Source organism: Shewanella sp. KJ2020 (assembly GCF_024197625.1).
GTDB lineage: Bacteria > Pseudomonadota > Gammaproteobacteria > Enterobacterales > Shewanellaceae > Shewanella.
Window position 1 is genome coordinate 152,121 of record NZ_JAKUKD010000015.1, and the last position, 15,671, is coordinate 167,791.

Here is a 15,671-nt window from a genome sequence, read left to right on the forward strand (position 1 = left end):
ACTTTATGTCAAACGACCAAAGCGCAATGAACGAACTACACTGGCTTATCGATATGGTGCAAACCATAGAAGTAGGGTTAGTCGTGCTAGATCGCCATTACAATATCCAACTGTGGAACGGTTTTATGGAGAACCATAGCGGCGTTTCCCCTAATTCGATCAAGGGCCAAAATCTATTTACTCGCTTTCCCGATCTGCCCGCGACTTGGTTAAAGCAGAAAATGGAATCGGTTTTTATGCTTAAAAATCGTGCCTTTATCAGTTGGGAACAAAGGCCCTATGTGTTCCAATTCAAAAACTACCGCCCTATCACTGGTCGCGCCGACTTCATGTATCAAAACGTGACCCTGCTACCGCTCGCCTCCTTAACCGGGCAAATCACCCATATCAGCGTGATTGTGTATGACGTTACCGATATTGCGGTTAACAAATTGCAACTTAAGGCGGCAAACGAACAACTTGAGCACCTCAGTCAAACCGATGGCTTAACCCAACTGCATAATCGACGCCACTGGCAACAATGCTTAGAGCATGAATTTGATTTATATGCCCGTTATTCGGGGATGGCTAGTTTAGTCATGATAGACATAGACCACTTTAAAAATATCAATGATACTTATGGCCACATCGCTGGGGATAAAGTGATCCAACATATCGCCCATCTGCTCAGCCAGTCCCTACGGGAAACCGATTGTGTCGGCCGTTATGGCGGCGAAGAGTTTGCTGTGGTCATGCCTAAAACTAGCGGAGTAGATGCCCTGCACTTTACCGAGCGTTTGCGGGAAAAAATTGCCGATTCAACCGTAGTGTACGATGGGCTCAAAATCAAAGTGACCGTCAGTTTAGGCGTGTGTGAGATAGGCAAACATATCAGCAGTAGCTCAGCTTGGATCTCCTGCTCGGATAAGGCGCTATATGAAGCTAAACAAAAAGGCCGCAATTGTAGTGTGTTACACAGCGCCCCGAGTGAGTGATTTATAAAAAGATAAACCCAATAAAAATGCCCATATAAATGGGCATTTTTATTAAAATCCTGTCGTAACAACAATCAAGAGACTGAACACGGATTAATGCGGAAATCCGTCATCTTCGTCGTCTTCATCCTCATCTTCGTCGTCCATATCATCACCAACGAAGTAGGTTCCCCAACCGTCGTAATCCACTTTTTGTTTTGCGGCCAGTTGCAGTAATTGCTCGGCGGCTTTATCCAACAGTGCTACATCCAGCTTATGGTGGGCAATCGCATCGAAACAGAAGATCACTGAGCCATCTTCGAGCTCCATTTCCTCTGCATCATTGACTTCGAAACCGAGTTTAAATGCATCCACAGCCGCTTTTTCGAGACGGTCAAAATTAGTGGATGAAAAATGATGCTCAATAATGTATTCCGCATCTGGCTCTGAGCCATCGTCAAGCAGGGCTTGCACTATATCACGATTCTCGGCAAGTTGGGCTTTTAACTGACTTTCAATAGACATGGATTTGTCTCCGTTAAGGTAAATCTGGCTCAAATTGAGGGTATTATACGTCATCATCCGTAAGAGTTTTACCCATTAATGTTGCCGCTTCTCGATTTATCTCAGCGAATTTTTCCGACATGCTGGCATGGATTTGCGCCGAAAAGGCCTTCACATCTGCCTTATCTAGCCCAGCCGTAGGTACTGGCGCCATCATCTCAATGATAACGACCCCGTTATCCCAACGGTTTAAATTAATATGGCTCTGGCAGGAGGCAAGCACAGGTACCACAGGCACCCCTGCCGCAAAGGCCGTATGAAAGGCGCCCGCTTTAAAGGGTAACAATCCTCGCCCACGTGAACGCGTGCCTTCGGGGAAAATCCACACAGATAAACTTTTTTGCTTAATTTTTTCGACCGTCTTAGCCATAGTATCGAAGGCGCTATGGCGATTTTTACGATCGATCAAAATATTACCCGATAGCCAATAAATTTGGCCAAACAAGGGCATCCACGCCAGACTCTTCTTACCTAAGCTCACTGTTCCCTTAGGCACAGCCTTGGTATGGGTGAAAAGATCGAAGTTATTTTGATGATTTGCAAGGAAAATATAAGGGCCGTCCTGTACGTCTTTATGGCGACGTACTATGACTTTAATCCCTAGGATCGGGGCAACGGATGAGAAGATCTTGGCGAACATATGTACATTGTCACGATGACGCGGCTTCAACAAGCACACTAAGCCACCAAAAATAAAGGCAAGCAACAATGACACCGCCAACAACATAGATCTGACGATTAACAGCACGGCATACTCCGACGATAAAAGTGGCGACAGTATAGCCACCATGGCCTAGGGACTCAATATATTGTTTACATCTGTAAGCTGACTGACTAACACTGCCAACAAAAAGTTCAAACACAGCCAATAAAAAGCCCACCGATACGCTAAACCTCCAGCATATCGATGGGCTGTTATATGGATATATACTCCAACTAGACGTGCTGTTTAGGTAAAACGTCAGTCTCAGCAGCTTGGGGTAATACTCGGCTTAACACCAAGCGGAAGACTAAGGCGCTCACGGCCAACGTGGCGACAATCGCCGCGCCGCTAGGCAAATCTAACGTCGCCGATAGAATCAACCCTAAAACATAGCCAAGTAAACCAACGAGGTAAGCGTAAAATAACCGACCTTTACCGCGGTACTTGTTCAGCGCCAAAGCGGGCAATATCAAGGTACTGAACACCAGATAAACACCCACTAATTCAACCGACAGGGTAATGACCAAGGCAAATAGCAGATAGAACCCAGCCCCATCGAGAATGTTGGGCCGCAGAAATATCGCCAATAGCACCGCCGAATACACCAGTGTTGGCAACACCAATTGCGACCAACTCACCCAGAGGATCTGGCCCGACATCAATTGCTTTAGCAGCTCAGCGCCGTGTGGATCGTTCGCCAATAGCAGCATAGCTGCCACCGCCGACAGCACATAAAAGCAGCCGATCATCGCCTCCAACTCACCCGCCATTCGCTTAGATAACCAAGCGATAAACCCCGCTCCCCCAAGGGCAAACAGGGCTGGCATCCACACATGGGAAAATGGCATATCTTCTAATCTGTGGTCCATATGGGCAACGATGGCACCTAGGGCAGCAACCTGCGCTATGGCTAAATCGATAAAGATAATGCCACGCTTAAGCACTTGCCTACCCAGCACAATATGTGTCGACAACACTAAGATCCCCGCCGCCAGTGCAGGCAAGAGAATCGACATCAGCTCCAGATCAAACATAGGCGTTATTTCACTCCATTTAAGAGGGAAATAACGCTGTCGTATAGGCTAAAAAGATCTTGGCTACTGTCATTGCCTCCAACGGACATAGGCAACATCACAACGGGTAAGTTTGCCTTTTCACCGAGCCATTTGGCGCCGCGCTCATCCTGATAGGAGGCAACGATAACCGCCAAAATATCGCCCTGTTCGGCTCGGCTCAACAGACTCGCTAAGTGACTGCTGGTAGGAGCAAGCCCTGGCTTAGGTTCTAAATCCGCGACTTGCTCAATACCAATCCAATTGAATAGATATTTAAAACTAGAATGGTAGGCGATCACTTTTTTACCCTGTAACCCTTTGGCTTGCTCCTCCCAGCGGGGAATTGCCGCTTGCCAACGGGCACTAAAGTCGGCTAATGATTTTTGATAATCGGCCGCTCCCGCAGGGTCAAGCTGGACCATCTTAGCCGTTAACGCTGTCGCGACCTGAAGCAGTCGGGTCGGATCGAAATGCAGATGCGGATTCCCCTTAGCATGCACATCACCCATGCTGCGATCGACACTGGCCAGTTTGTCTAAGGTGTCAATTTGATCGGCAGCGAAAAATAAGCCCTTCTCGGTCGAGCGCACGTTAGCATTCGCCGACTTCATCTGCAGCATAGGTAGCCAACCCACTTCAAGATCGGCGCCAGCGCAGACCACAAGATCCGCCTGACGCATTTTAGCAATCAAACTGGGTCGCGCCTGCACTTGGTGTGGGTCCTGCAAGGCTGTGGTTGCCGAATAGATGCTAGCCGTAGGAGCAAGTTCCTTCGTTAATGCCGCATATTCAGGTTCACAGGCAAATACATTGAGTTCGGCATGGGCCAAACCGGTATAAGCGACAGATAAGGCCACTGCGGCCAATTTAGCTAAATTAGAATTGATGCGCACCGTGGGCCCCCAGAGACATAATGTATTGGATAGTAAAGATGTTATCGTCTTCTATTCCATCGAAGTTAGTACCCTTTTGATGGGTATACTGGAAACGAACCGTCGAGAAATGGCTAGAATGCCATGCCAGAGTGGCCTCTGATTCCTTCAACTTTTGCCCATGGAAATGATCTCCATGGAGTTCCTGGGTATCGACCTCACCATAACGCACCCCAGCGGACCAACTCGGGGTAAATTGATACACACCGCTCAAATACCAACCCTGGTGATAATCTTTACTCGGCGCATCCTCGGGATGTAATTCAGTGGGAGTAAAATCACTGACACGGAAATATTCACCGCTCAGGGTTAAATTTTGATACTTATAATTACCATTGGGCGCCCACTTATAAACAAAATCGGCACCATAGGTATTTTTACCCGTATAAGATGCCGCGTGGCTATGATCATGGCCTTCCTCCGCGGCTTCTTCTTCGTGATCTTCGCCCTCTTCATGGGCCGTCACTTGGCCATTTTCGTTACGTAGGTAACTTAGGCCCGCCTGCCATGAACTGTTATCGCCGATATCACCGCCGATTTTTGAATATAAGGTATAAACCCCAACCGTCTCAAATTCACGCTCACCATGTTCATCGGCCGCACGTAAACTGTCGCCCTTAAAGGCTTCGATGCCCATGGTCCAATAGAGATCCGTTGGGGCAACATAATTTAAACGCACCCCATCATCAAAGTAATGGCCGCCTAGAAACGCTCGGTAGGCGATAGGACGATCGGTAAAGGCATCGGTATGTAAATGTTGATTATTTAAGTAACCAATATCCGATAGAAAACGGCCACCACGGATAGAAAAACCCGCTGGCATCGCCATAGTTTGAATAAAGGCTTCCTCAAGATTCAGCTCGGTTTCACCGTCATGGCTCTCAACCACTGCGGTGACTTTGCCATAGAACATATCGTCAATGTTGGCGCTCAGCGCCAGCTCGGTTTCGCCTAAACCAAAACCATCGGTGGTCTCGGCCAAGGGACGCTCGCCCGTTTGATAATAGCCATTTAATACGGCACTGATCGCAGGATTAGTCAGGCTCGAATCTTCCGCTAAGAGTGTCGGCGAAACTAAAGCGCACGCCAAAGCCACCAAAGAAATTCGGGTATTTAACACAGTCATGATATCTCCAAAATACAACTAGCACTCGATGGCTGATATTAAGCCATCAAGAAATACAATAAGTTAAAATATTTAAGTTGATTTAGAGGCTAAAAGGAGGCGCACGACTGCGATAAACACTAAAGTGTTTTGAAATAAAGGAAGGTAAATTAAATTCGACCACATCGAACTGCTGCACAGCTAAATTGAGCGTCAGCGGTTGAGTCAATAAAATCTTGTTGAGTTGGTGCTGATGAAAGCAGAGCGTACAGTGGGTCTGCACACCATCGTCAAGGTGGGTCACACTATGGGCTGAGGCGGCAAAAGACAGCACGACCAATACGGCAGCGAGCCATATTGAGAGAGTGCGTCTTATGTGACTTTGAAGTCTCACCTAGTCGTTCCCATAGTTAAAAAAGTACATAAGTTTATGCCAGGCCCCAGGCAAGTTGCAATAAGGTAATGATCCCGCAATAGGTTACAAGATGTTTACCTTTGATGCTGTTATAGATAAAACAGATGAAAAACAAAGCGTAGGCTAGCTAAAAAGAGGATTTAAGATTAGCTTAAGTCAGGATAACTATAGTGTGCTGAGTCTTTATGCAGGCGAAGATCCACAAGATTCGCTTGGCATTATTCCCCTGTCCATCTATCAAAAGGTAACCCAAATGCTAGCATTTTTTCGTGAAAACTTAGGGCTAATCTTAGGTATAGTGATTTTCGGCGCCTTGATTTTGGGCGGTATTTATTATGTTGAACATTCATTAGAGAGCCAAGAGCAAGTCGTGCAATAACCACTCTTTGCCTGCCCACAGAGCCCATGTCCTTGGGCTCTACTTTAAAGTGCCTAACGGTATTTCTGCCGCTGCTCACTATCATCGACCTTTTCCGGCGCTTCTATCGTAATCACTTGATCCATAAAGTGACTTACAAACAACAGCATTAAAGAAAAAATCATCACAGGAATTAAAAAGTGCCTGACCGATGCATCAAAGTAGCTGTAAAGCCCAGTGAAGAGGCTCAAATAAAATCCAAGTAATTTAAGTTTAGCGAGCGTAGGACTACGCCCAAGCCAAGCAGCACAATGGGGACATTGAACTTGTGCATGGAAACCCTTCCCCCGCTGATGGCTGATTTCACTCACTTTAATATACTGGTTGCAATGGGAGCACAACATAACACTAGGATTCCTAAATAAAGGGGCCCAAGTTTACCAGATCCCAGCGCAGCCCAAAGGTCCAAATTGATCTCAACAGCTAAAAATGTCGATAAACACACTTAAGGGCATTAGCACCCCGTTCCCTCAGCGTGATGTGCATATCCATACTGCGGTAAAATAATGCCAGGTAGGATAGCGCGCTAGCCTGTGCTGAATGTGAGCTTAGCGACAGCGCAGTAAAAGCCGTTAACCTAATCCAATAATCTCGCCGTCTTCATCGATATCGATCTTTAAATAACCCGGCGTGATCCCAAGTCCTGGCATAGTCATCACATTGCCCACCAGTGCCGTAATAAATCCCGCCCCCGCATTCAAACTTAAGGCTCGAATAGGCACGATAAAGCCCTTTGGCACCCCTTTTAGCATAGGATCATGGCTGATCGACAGTGGTGTTTTGGCAATGCATATCGGCAAATGCCCATAACCCAATGCATTCAGTTGCTGCAGCTGCTGCTTGGCCTCGATAGAAAGGCTAACGCTCGCCGCGCCATAACCGACCTCGGCTATAGTGGATAATTTAGCTTCCAATGAGACTTCATCTGAATATAACAGCTTGAACTGGCTTTCAGTTTCAGCGGCTTGGACCACAGTTTGCGCTAGAGCAATAGCGCCAGCCTCGCCCTTGGTAAAGGCATCGCTTATCTCGCAACCAAAGGCCTGAGTACGACTCACGGCCTCAGTCAACCACTGCAGCTCGGCATCCGTATCGGTAGCAAAACGGTTAATGGCCACCACTACCGGAATACCATATCGAACCACATTGTTGATATGCCAGTTTAAATTAGTAAATCCCGCCTCGAGACGAGTTTGATCGGGCGCATTGATATCCATATCAGACTCCACACCGCTGTTGGCTTTGAGAGCCTTTAGAGTGGTGACTAACACCGCCGCACTCGGCACCTGCCACGACTGACGCACTTTGATATTACAGAATTTCTCAAAGCCCATATCGGAACCGAACCCGCCTTCGGTAACCACAAAATCGGCCAGTTTTAAGGCGATATCATCGGCAATAATCGATGAATTGCCATGGGCAATATTGGCAAATGGCCCCGCGTGGATAAGACATGGTGCCCCATTGAGAGTCTGCATTAGAGTCGGTTTAATGGCATCGGCCATAATCGCCGCCATAGCACCCGCAACACCTAAATCATCGGCGCTGATCACTTCCCCCTGCCGATTGAGCGCCAATACTAAGCGACCGATACGAGCACGCATATCCGCTAAGTTTTGACTAAGGGCCAGAATAGCCATCAACTCGGAGGCGGCGCTAATGTCAAAGCGTGATGCATATTCGGGCCCATTGTTTTCACCCAATCCCACCTGGATTTGCCGCAGACAGCGATCATTATGATCGACCACCCTATGCCAGCGGATCTCACTGGGATCGATATCCAAAAATGTCAGCCCAGACTGTGCCTCAAATTCGGTTTTGTCTAAGCGCGACTCGTGAAACAGCCGTGCAGCAATAGCCGCAGCACCTAGATTGTGGGCACTCCCTACTGCATGAATGTCCCCGGTGAGGTGTAAATTCAGTTCCTGCATTGGCACTACTTGTGCGTAACCACCACCGGCTGCACCGCCTTTCACCCCAAATACCGGCCCCATACTCGGCTGGCGAATACAAGCGCAGGCCCTTTTGCCTATGGCCTTAAGCGATTGAGTTAAGCCAATACTGGTCACGGTTTTACCTTCACCATAGGGCGTAGGAGTGACGGCCGTAACGATAATCAGCTTACCCTTACTCTGCCCAGCTAGCCGCCGCTGCACACCTAAATCGACCTTAGCTTTCGTGTTGCCAACTAAGGTCATTTCTTCGGGTAATAGCCCAAACTCGACACCCAATTCTGCGATGTTTTTTAAACTTGCACGGCCTGAGATAGCCATATCGGTCAGCATGGGTGATTTCTCCCTCGAAGGTATTCTGGGTTAGTATGAATGTTCAATATCGACATAGGCCGATTGAATACCACAAATATTAGGTGATGAGAAAGCGATAGTAGGGGTTAATGAGCGATTCCTTAATCTGCATCAAACATTAGCCGTCATTGCCGACGAAGTGAATGCCCAAGACATTAGCCAACAATGGTTTAGCATCTGGCAAGCTGCAACGGGCCACAGCGTACCTTAACAGGGTTTCAATGGGATTAGGTTGAACTATACGAGGGAACAATCACGCCGTTCACTACGCCGTGATTGTTATATCTAGTGATCCTAAGATGCGGGACCCGCGGAAGTTTAAAACTGCACATCACCACTTAAATGGGGGCGACGGCCTTTGCTATCCCGCAGTTCAAAGACCCAGCGATCGGCCCCCTTTTCATAGGCAAATCCCACTTCGGCCGGCATTAAAAGTGGCAACTTAAAAGCCACATCGACAACGAATGGACGCTCGCCAATCTCGGGCATTAATTCAGCTAAGCAACGAGCCTTAGACCACATGCCATGGGCCAGCACGCGATCGAAACCAAAGCGTTTGGAAAGTACCGAGTGTAAATGGATCAGGTTATAGTCACCGGAGGCTTTGGCATATCGGCGACCAAGATCTTCACTGAGTTCCCAGCACTGTGGTGCATCCCACGCCATTTCAAGCGCCTTAGGTGGACGCACTCTACGACCCGCGGTTTCGATACGATATAAATAGGTCGAGAGCGATTCCCACACTAACTCTTCCCCGACAAATACCTTTGAAACAAACTCAAATTCCAATCCTGAGTCAGTCTCACGGCTCGTTGTGAGTGCGCATTCTAAGGAAAACTGCTCGTCGACTGTCGTAGGGCGATACACTTGGATGCGGTTTTTAAGGTGGATCATGCCCAGCAATGGAAAGGTAATGCCATCGTGGGTAAAAATGACCGCATGTAGACGAAAGGCCATGATATAAAGGTAAGTCGGCGGTAGGACTTTTCCATCAAACTGAAAGCCGCAAACTTGGGCGTATTGGCTGACGCTCGCTTCAGACACTGTCACATTAGACGCAGTGACCTTAATATGGGGCAGAGGCTGTTGGTCCCAACCGGGTTTGCGTCCAAAGAAGATCTTGCGATAAAGAGAAAACAGCGACGGCATCGCGTTCAATTCAACACAATATGCATTATTCAAGTCTGAGTACCTTTTAATTAACTATCCCTCGGCGCCGATAGCCAGAAATACCCCGCGCAGATGACTAACATCTGATAAATCAAACTGATTACGAGTATAAAACAGGCAAAACTACGTCTTAAAAAGGGCTGATGCTGACTCTCCGAATGGACAATTAAAGAGTCAGGTTTGTCGAAAACGGCGAGATTATACCCCAGAGCACTCAGTTCTGTGTATCCCTAAGTTTAGTAGGATTATTTACCATCAATAAAATCAATTAGTTATAATTTAACGATACAAAAATACCGAAATTATTTTGAGGTTCCCTCCTCCAAATGTGCGAAATTTTTACGCCTGTGCCACACTATCGCCCCACACTCTTTAACTTAGTTCAAACGTGCAAGATAAGAATTTTGATAAGCTCGCGCAAAAATTCGCGAAAAATATATACGGTACTCCTAAGGGAGAAATCCGTGCCGCCGTATTATGGCGCGACCTCTCCCCCGCCTTGGCCCAATTGGGTGATAAAAAACTGCGCATATTAGATGCGGGCGGCGGCTTTGGTTACTTTAGTCAAAAGCTGGCACGCCTTGGCCATGAGGTCGTGTTATGCGATATCTCCGCCGAAATGCTTGCGCAGGCACAGGAGCAAATATCGGCCTCAACCCTTCCCTTAAATATCACCTTAGTCCATGCCCCGATCCAAGATTTGTCGATGGAACAATATGGGGAATTCGACCTTATCCTCTGCCATGCCGTTGTCGAATGGCTTGCCGATGCTAAAGCCACAATGGAAGGTCTATTGACAATGCTCAGACCTAATGGTCTGTTCTCGTTGATGTTTTACAATAAGGAAGCCATGCGTTTTCACGCCTTAGTCTCGGGGAATTTTGACTATGTGGCCGCCGAGCTCAAAGTGAAGAAAAAAGTGCGCCTAACCCCCACCCATCCACTTTATATCCATGAGGTTAAACAGTGGTTTAGCGAGTGGGATATGGCACTAGTGACTCAATCTGGGGTGCGGGTGATCCACGACTATTTGAAAAAGAGCCAAGCGGCGGATTTTGATTATCAAAAGCTACTCACCATGGAACTCCAATACTCACAGCGCGAGCCCTATATTTCACTCGGCCGCTACGTACATTTTTTAGGGCAAGGCCCTGCAACAAAAGGCCGATAGGTAAACACCTATCTCAAATACCCACTTGAAATACCACCGAATCAACCACGGCCCAAGCTATTGGGCCGACTAGGTACCACTGTTTAGCCAAGTTACCTACTGGCCAACTTACTGGCACACCTCACGCCAACAGGGGGTGACTTTCGCCCCCGCCTGCCTCAGAAGCTGCACCACACTCCTATCGCCCACCACATGGCCAGCACCTATCACCACAAATAAGGGCGCCGGTGATCCATCGGCATTCATCAACTTGATAATACCCTCGGCCATAGTACGGTTACGCTGCCAGAGGATTTTTTCCAGCATTTGAGTCTCCCCCTCGCCCCCCATCTGCTCCTGCATCAGCCTATCTAGGCCAGCTTCATCCCCCGTGCGCCAAGCCGTAATGAGTGACAACAATTCGGCATCGGGAACACTAATGGCTTCGCGCACCATGGACCATTGAGTCTGGCTATCGAATGAGGCCAATAATTGAAACTGCGACTCCGCCGTTTCTAACTCAAACACAGTTCGCCTTGTACTGCGCCCAAGTAGTTGCATATCCACGCCATAATCCGTGCTATAGCCTAAGTCATTATAACGCAGGAGATTAAGTTGAGATGCCTGCAACCATGGGGCAAATGATTGTATAGATTGGCATAAATTCACTTGAGCCTCACAATAGGGCACCATAGCGGCGACCGTTTGCTGATCACGGCTCTGCCAATCTAAACCCCTTGCTTTATCTGCCATGCCATATTTTTGTAACAAGGCGCGGCTATCGACTTTATTCATATCGACTTCGACCACTAACGCCTTCGCACGGTCGAACGCCGCTTCAATTTGGCTGGGCAAAGGATAAAAATCGGCATTGCCAATATGAATAGAACCCAGTAAATAGGCGCTCTTACCCTGCCACTCTAGCCGATAAAATGGCGGCTTATCATCCACAGCCGCCCAACTTGCTGCGCTGCCAAACATCGCGGCACAACAGATTGAGACTATTAGTCGCCATTGGCTTGTTGCCATATCCTTTGCCCCTTATAATTCCTGCAAATTTTGCAATGAGACGCTGTTATGCCACACACTAAGGTTATAGAGCAACTGAAAGAAAACCTTCAAACCGCCTATCGCCAAGCTATAGATGCAGACGCTAAGTTAGATGAATTGAAAAAAGCGGGCCTTGGAAAATTCACTAGCATTTTCACAGCCGAACAGGGCTTTATCGTTTCAAGCAATCGTTTTTTGCCCTATGTGCAAGAACTCGTTGATGATTTAACTAAGCTACAAGATCAGGCAAGCCTAGATCCCGTTGCGCTTGAAACCTATGTGCGCCAACTCGCAACCTTACTAAAAACCCTGCAAGCCTTTAAGAAACAAAGCTGATCTGCCTAAACGCTGAAGTGAATAATATTTCAGCGTTTATTCCCCCTAATGGCACTGCATTTATTCCCTCCGGCCAACAATAAAGTGTCATCATTTTGTCATTTCTAAGTCATAGACTCCGCAATCATTGATGAAGGGGCTGAAGTAATGACAAGTTTAGATCTGGCAAAAGAGCTTGATAAGATAATTTCAAAAGGGGCGATACACCCACTTTTTCAGCCTATTTTCAATATATTAGAACATAAAATCCATGGTTTTGAAGCCCTAAGCCGTGGCCCAGAACACAGCCCCCTCTATTCGCCCGTGCCCCTGTTCCAAACTGCAGAACACCAAGGAAAATTAAGCGAACTCGAAACCCTGTGTAGGCGCATCTCATTAGAGCAATTTAAACTGCGGCAATTTCAGGGCAGGCTGTTTATCAATATCTCGCCCAAGGCACTGTTAGATCCCGCCCACCCAAAAGGGATGACACTGCAATTATTGCAACAACTGGGGATCTCCCCCTCCCAGGTGGTGATTGAGCTGTCGGAGCAATACCCAGCGGATGATATAGACCTGCTAAAATCCTGTTTAAATCATTACCGTAGCCAAGGATTTATGACGGCGATAGACGACTTAGGCGCAGGCTATTCAGGCCTAAGGCTTTGGTCAGAACTGGCCCCTGACTATGTGAAAATTGATCGCCACTTTATTCACCAAATTGATTCAACCCCAGTAAAACAAGAGTTTGTGCGCTCGATTGTCGAACTCTGCCAAAGCCTGACCTGCAAAGTAATTGCCGAAGGTATTGAAACCCAAGAAGAACTCGCAGTACTCAAACAACTCGGTATCGTTTATTGTCAGGGTTACTTACTCGGCCGCCCAGAAGCTCAACCCTGCCGAGCGATGAAAGCGACCTTAGTCCCCAATAATACTCAAGTCCAGCCAAGGTACAGCGAATCGGCAGAGAGCCTTTGCAGCAGCGCTATCACTGTGGTTCCAACCCTAAAACTTAAGCATCTCAGCGATACTTTCAGTTCCCAGCCAGCGTTACAAGCAGTGGTAGTCGTTGAAGATCACATTCCCCTAGGCATCATCAGCCGCGCGACCTTGCTCGAACTTTTTAGCACCCCCTACGGCCGCGCCCTGCATGAAAATCATGCGGTGTCAGAGGTAATGGATCCACAAGTCTTACAGATTGAAGCCAATGAACCGCTGTCGATAGTGAGCCAATTGCTGACCTCGGAAAGCGCCAACACGGTCGCGCAGCAATTTATTATCTTACGCCGTGGCAAACTCCTTGGCATTGGCCACACAAAAGACTTATTGCAACGTATTACCGAACACAGGATTAAAATGGCGCGCCATGCCAATCCTCTTACGGATTTACCGGGAAATGTACCAATACAAGAAGAACTTAAGCGACTTCGGCTACAACAAAAGCCCTTTTATTTAGCCTACTTCGACCTGTGTCACTTTAAGCCATACAATGATATCTATGGATTTTGCCGTGGGGATGAAGTGATCTGTGAAGTGGCCAATCTATTGGTGAAATATAAGAGTGATAACTGTTTTATTGGCCATGTCGGCGGCGATGACTTTGTGATTATCAGCACCTGCGAGCAGATTATTGGCCGCTGCCAGCGGATTTTGGCCGATTTTGAAGCCCATAAACAATTATTCTATAGTGCTGAACATTGGCAAGCGCAGGAAATGCTAGCAGATGATAGGCAAGGTCAAGCCTGCTACCACAAACTCATCAGCCTATGTGTTGGCTTACTGACACCGGCACACACCTTTAACTGTAACGAACATAGCCTTTCGACCCTGAGCGCAAAGGCAAAAAAACAGGCAAAGTCCGCACACAACGGACTTTGCCTGTTAGAAGAGCCCCAACTTAATCCACAGGCATTAATCGCTTAATACTGAAACTTCAACTCATTGATGTGGAATATTAAATTACGCTAAAGCTGAGGTGCGATGGCTTTTTTCAACCAATCGGTCAGCATTTGGGTCTCGTACATAAATGGTTTGTCGGTTTGCGATTGGATACCAGATAAAAACCCCATATCAGAGAGTTTCTCATCCCCGGCGATAATCACTTTACCGCTCTCAAGCACTTGATAACTGAAGGTCATACGCGGTGGATAAATGTCTTTAACCACACGCAAATCATCGGCGGTTGCCCCAAAGGTAGGGCGCATATCACCAGCGAGATCAACATCGGTGACAGTCATCTCAAGCTTTTGATTTGGTTTTAAAATTTTCGAGGCTTCTTTATTGATATTTTTGGTTAAGGTATCAAATAATCGCGTCTCGTAACGGGATTGGATTTCCCCCGATGATTCAATATCACGAAAATCCTTTGGACTCTGCCAGAGGATTTTAACTATGCCATCTTCAGTAACAGGATCGGTTTTCACTTCATCTGCGGCCCACACTGCACTGCAACTGAGAACACCTGCGAGTAAAAGGAACTTAACTTTCATGCTTGCCTCCTAGGCCTAATCATCTCTACGCTATACCGTACAAAATCTAACCTGAACTAAAGCTTAATGCAAAACTGAAATAAGTATAGATCAGCCTAGGTAAGCTTCTGTATAAAAAGGTAAATAACAATAACAACCCAAACTCAAACGCATCATTTTGTATCAATGGTGTGTAAAGTAAGCACTGAGTTATTAATTTGTGATCATTTAGCGCGCATCTCGATTAAAAACGCGTTATCCTTCGCCCAATGTTTTACGACTACGAAAAAAAAATGAAATTCCCCGTTGTACCTGTGTTCGTTTTAATCCTGTTGACTTGTTTTGTGAGTGCAATTTGGTTCATTTCCCCCAAAGATAAACAAAATCAGCCAGAAACTTGGTCTGCTTTTATTTATACCCATGGCTATGATTCTGGTAAATATAAGAAAACAGACAATTTTAACAACTATGACTCCTGCAAAGACTTTGCCCGAGAACAATCATCTTTCTACGATGATGTACCGTGGGAATGCGGCTCAAACTGTGCGTTTGATGCCCGTAAGCAAGGTTTCCAATGCCAAGAAATGCGTAACGAACCTTAAGCAAATGGTTCAGCAAAGGTTCAAGTTGCCCCCCGTATGCTAGCGGCTTCATCAGTACCACAGGTTTTGTTTGTCAAGGATGCACGCTTTAGAAACTGACGTATTGAACGTGATTTTTTAATTTGGAGCTTATCTATGAACTTAACAACTTTCGCCCTATCGGGTCTGTATTCACGCAAGCTTGCTTTAGCCGCCGTCATCGTCACTGTGGGAGCGGCACTCAGTCTCCCTAGCCATGCGGCCCAGCTGTCGACAAAACAACAGCAAGTGGTAAACTCACATTTCAATAAGCTAGCCCAGTCGCAATATGCCGCGGAAAAGCGCATGACAGAGCAGCTCGATCGCGAGTTTAGCCAGAAACTCACCGAAGAAGAATATCGATTAATGCGCCAAACTTGCCCTAAGTATGGTATGACGTTCGATACAAGAACCAATGCCTGTTTACGCCCTTAATCGCCCAGAGCG

At 47.0% G+C, this 15,671-nt stretch carries 18 protein-coding genes; 7 read left to right on the forward strand and 11 right to left on the reverse strand.

Annotated elements, in window-relative coordinates; genetic code table 11:
* The first annotated feature begins 5 nt into the window (after positions 1 to 5).
* Positions 6 to 974, forward strand: a complete 969-nt coding sequence (locus MJO46_RS09680) for a sensor domain-containing diguanylate cyclase (RefSeq protein ID WP_253989125.1) — start codon at positions 6 to 8, stop codon at positions 972 to 974.
* A gap of 93 nt (positions 975 to 1,067) precedes the next feature.
* On the opposite strand, the gene rraB is transcribed toward MJO46_RS09680, so the two are convergent.
* From rraB to MJO46_RS09710, 6 genes are all read right to left on the reverse strand, one after another.
* The gene (rraB, locus tag MJO46_RS09685; protein ID WP_007650816.1) at positions 1,068 to 1,478 is read right to left on the reverse strand and encodes a ribonuclease E inhibitor RraB; all 411 of its coding nucleotides are present in this window, start codon (positions 1,476 to 1,478) and stop codon (positions 1,068 to 1,070) included.
* 43 nt (positions 1,479 to 1,521) lie between these two features.
* The gene (locus tag MJO46_RS09690) at positions 1,522 to 2,265 is read right to left on the reverse strand and encodes a 1-acylglycerol-3-phosphate O-acyltransferase (RefSeq protein ID WP_253989126.1); all 744 of its coding nucleotides are present in this window, start codon (positions 2,263 to 2,265) and stop codon (positions 1,522 to 1,524) included.
* A gap of 188 nt (positions 2,266 to 2,453) precedes the next feature.
* Positions 2,454 to 3,254 (reverse strand): metal ABC transporter permease, encoded by an 801-nt coding sequence (locus MJO46_RS09695; protein WP_253989127.1) that lies wholly within the window; start codon positions 3,252 to 3,254, stop codon positions 2,454 to 2,456.
* 5 nt (positions 3,255 to 3,259) lie between these two features.
* Positions 3,260 to 4,168 (reverse strand): metal ABC transporter solute-binding protein, Zn/Mn family, encoded by a 909-nt coding sequence (locus MJO46_RS09700; protein WP_253989128.1) that lies wholly within the window; start codon positions 4,166 to 4,168, stop codon positions 3,260 to 3,262.
* Positions 4,152 to 5,333 carry a hypothetical protein gene (locus tag MJO46_RS09705; protein WP_253989129.1) on the reverse strand — a complete coding sequence of 394 codons (1,182 nt, stop codon included), beginning with the start codon at positions 5,331 to 5,333 and terminating at the stop codon, positions 4,152 to 4,154. The genes MJO46_RS09700 and MJO46_RS09705 overlap by 17 nt, the downstream gene beginning before the upstream one ends.
* An 82-nt stretch (positions 5,334 to 5,415) precedes the next feature.
* Entirely contained in the window at positions 5,416 to 5,706 is a 291-nt protein-coding gene (locus tag MJO46_RS09710) for an ABC-type zinc uptake system zinc chaperone (protein WP_253989130.1), read from the reverse strand.
* 274 nt (positions 5,707 to 5,980) lie between these two features.
* Here MJO46_RS09710 and MJO46_RS19890 point away from each other — a divergent pair, with 274 nt between their 5' ends.
* Positions 5,981 to 6,106, forward strand: coding sequence for a hypothetical protein (locus MJO46_RS19890; protein ID WP_293633663.1), 126 nt, complete (start codon positions 5,981 to 5,983; stop codon positions 6,104 to 6,106).
* A 53-nt stretch (positions 6,107 to 6,159) separates the two neighbouring features.
* Here the strand turns inward: MJO46_RS19890 and MJO46_RS09715 are convergent, their stop codons facing one another.
* The 3 genes from MJO46_RS09715 to MJO46_RS09725 all read right to left on the reverse strand — a co-directional run bounded on the left by MJO46_RS09715 (position 6,160) and on the right by MJO46_RS09725 (position 9,600).
* Positions 6,160 to 6,489 carry a hypothetical protein gene (locus MJO46_RS09715; RefSeq protein ID WP_198782235.1) on the reverse strand — a complete coding sequence of 110 codons (330 nt, stop codon included), beginning with the start codon at positions 6,487 to 6,489 and terminating at the stop codon, positions 6,160 to 6,162.
* A 228-nt stretch (positions 6,490 to 6,717) separates the two neighbouring features.
* Positions 6,718 to 8,430 carry a formate--tetrahydrofolate ligase gene (locus tag MJO46_RS09720; RefSeq protein ID WP_253989131.1) on the reverse strand — a complete coding sequence of 571 codons (1,713 nt, stop codon included), beginning with the start codon at positions 8,428 to 8,430 and terminating at the stop codon, positions 6,718 to 6,720.
* A 339-nt stretch (positions 8,431 to 8,769) separates the two neighbouring features.
* Positions 8,770 to 9,600: a MaoC/PaaZ C-terminal domain-containing protein gene (locus tag MJO46_RS09725; RefSeq protein ID WP_253989289.1), complete on the reverse strand. Its 831-nt coding sequence runs from the start codon at positions 9,598 to 9,600 to the stop codon at positions 8,770 to 8,772.
* Between the two features lie 409 nt (positions 9,601 to 10,009).
* Between MJO46_RS09725 and MJO46_RS09730 the strand changes: the two genes are divergently transcribed.
* Complete coding sequence (locus tag MJO46_RS09730) at positions 10,010 to 10,792, forward strand: methyltransferase domain-containing protein (RefSeq protein ID WP_253989132.1); 783 nt, start codon at positions 10,010 to 10,012, stop codon at positions 10,790 to 10,792.
* A 108-nt stretch (positions 10,793 to 10,900) separates the two neighbouring features.
* Here MJO46_RS09730 and MJO46_RS09735 read toward each other — a convergent pair whose 3' ends face one another.
* Entirely contained in the window at positions 10,901 to 11,800 is a 900-nt protein-coding gene (locus tag MJO46_RS09735; protein ID WP_253989133.1) for a TraB/GumN family protein, read from the reverse strand.
* A 48-nt stretch (positions 11,801 to 11,848) separates the two neighbouring features.
* On the opposite strand from MJO46_RS09735, the gene MJO46_RS09740 reads away from it, so the two are divergent.
* Positions 11,849 to 12,157, forward strand: a complete 309-nt coding sequence (locus MJO46_RS09740) for a prephenate dehydrogenase (RefSeq protein ID WP_198782229.1) — start codon at positions 11,849 to 11,851, stop codon at positions 12,155 to 12,157.
* 147 nt (positions 12,158 to 12,304) lie between these two features.
* Complete coding sequence (locus MJO46_RS09745; protein WP_253989134.1) at positions 12,305 to 14,059, forward strand: GGDEF domain-containing protein; 1,755 nt, start codon at positions 12,305 to 12,307, stop codon at positions 14,057 to 14,059.
* A gap of 41 nt (positions 14,060 to 14,100) precedes the next feature.
* Here the strand turns inward: MJO46_RS09745 and MJO46_RS09750 are convergent, their stop codons facing one another.
* On the reverse strand, positions 14,101 to 14,625 hold the full coding sequence (locus MJO46_RS09750; protein ID WP_253989135.1) for a DUF3016 domain-containing protein: 525 nt from the start codon (positions 14,623 to 14,625) through the stop codon (positions 14,101 to 14,103).
* 272 nt (positions 14,626 to 14,897) lie between these two features.
* Between MJO46_RS09750 and MJO46_RS09755 the strand changes: the two genes are divergently transcribed.
* The gene (locus MJO46_RS09755) at positions 14,898 to 15,206 is read left to right on the forward strand and encodes a hypothetical protein (protein ID WP_253989136.1); all 309 of its coding nucleotides are present in this window, start codon (positions 14,898 to 14,900) and stop codon (positions 15,204 to 15,206) included.
* A gap of 135 nt (positions 15,207 to 15,341) precedes the next feature.
* Positions 15,342 to 15,659 carry a hypothetical protein gene (locus MJO46_RS09760; protein WP_253989137.1) on the forward strand — a complete coding sequence of 106 codons (318 nt, stop codon included), beginning with the start codon at positions 15,342 to 15,344 and terminating at the stop codon, positions 15,657 to 15,659.
* Positions 15,660 to 15,671: the final 12 nt, after the last annotated feature.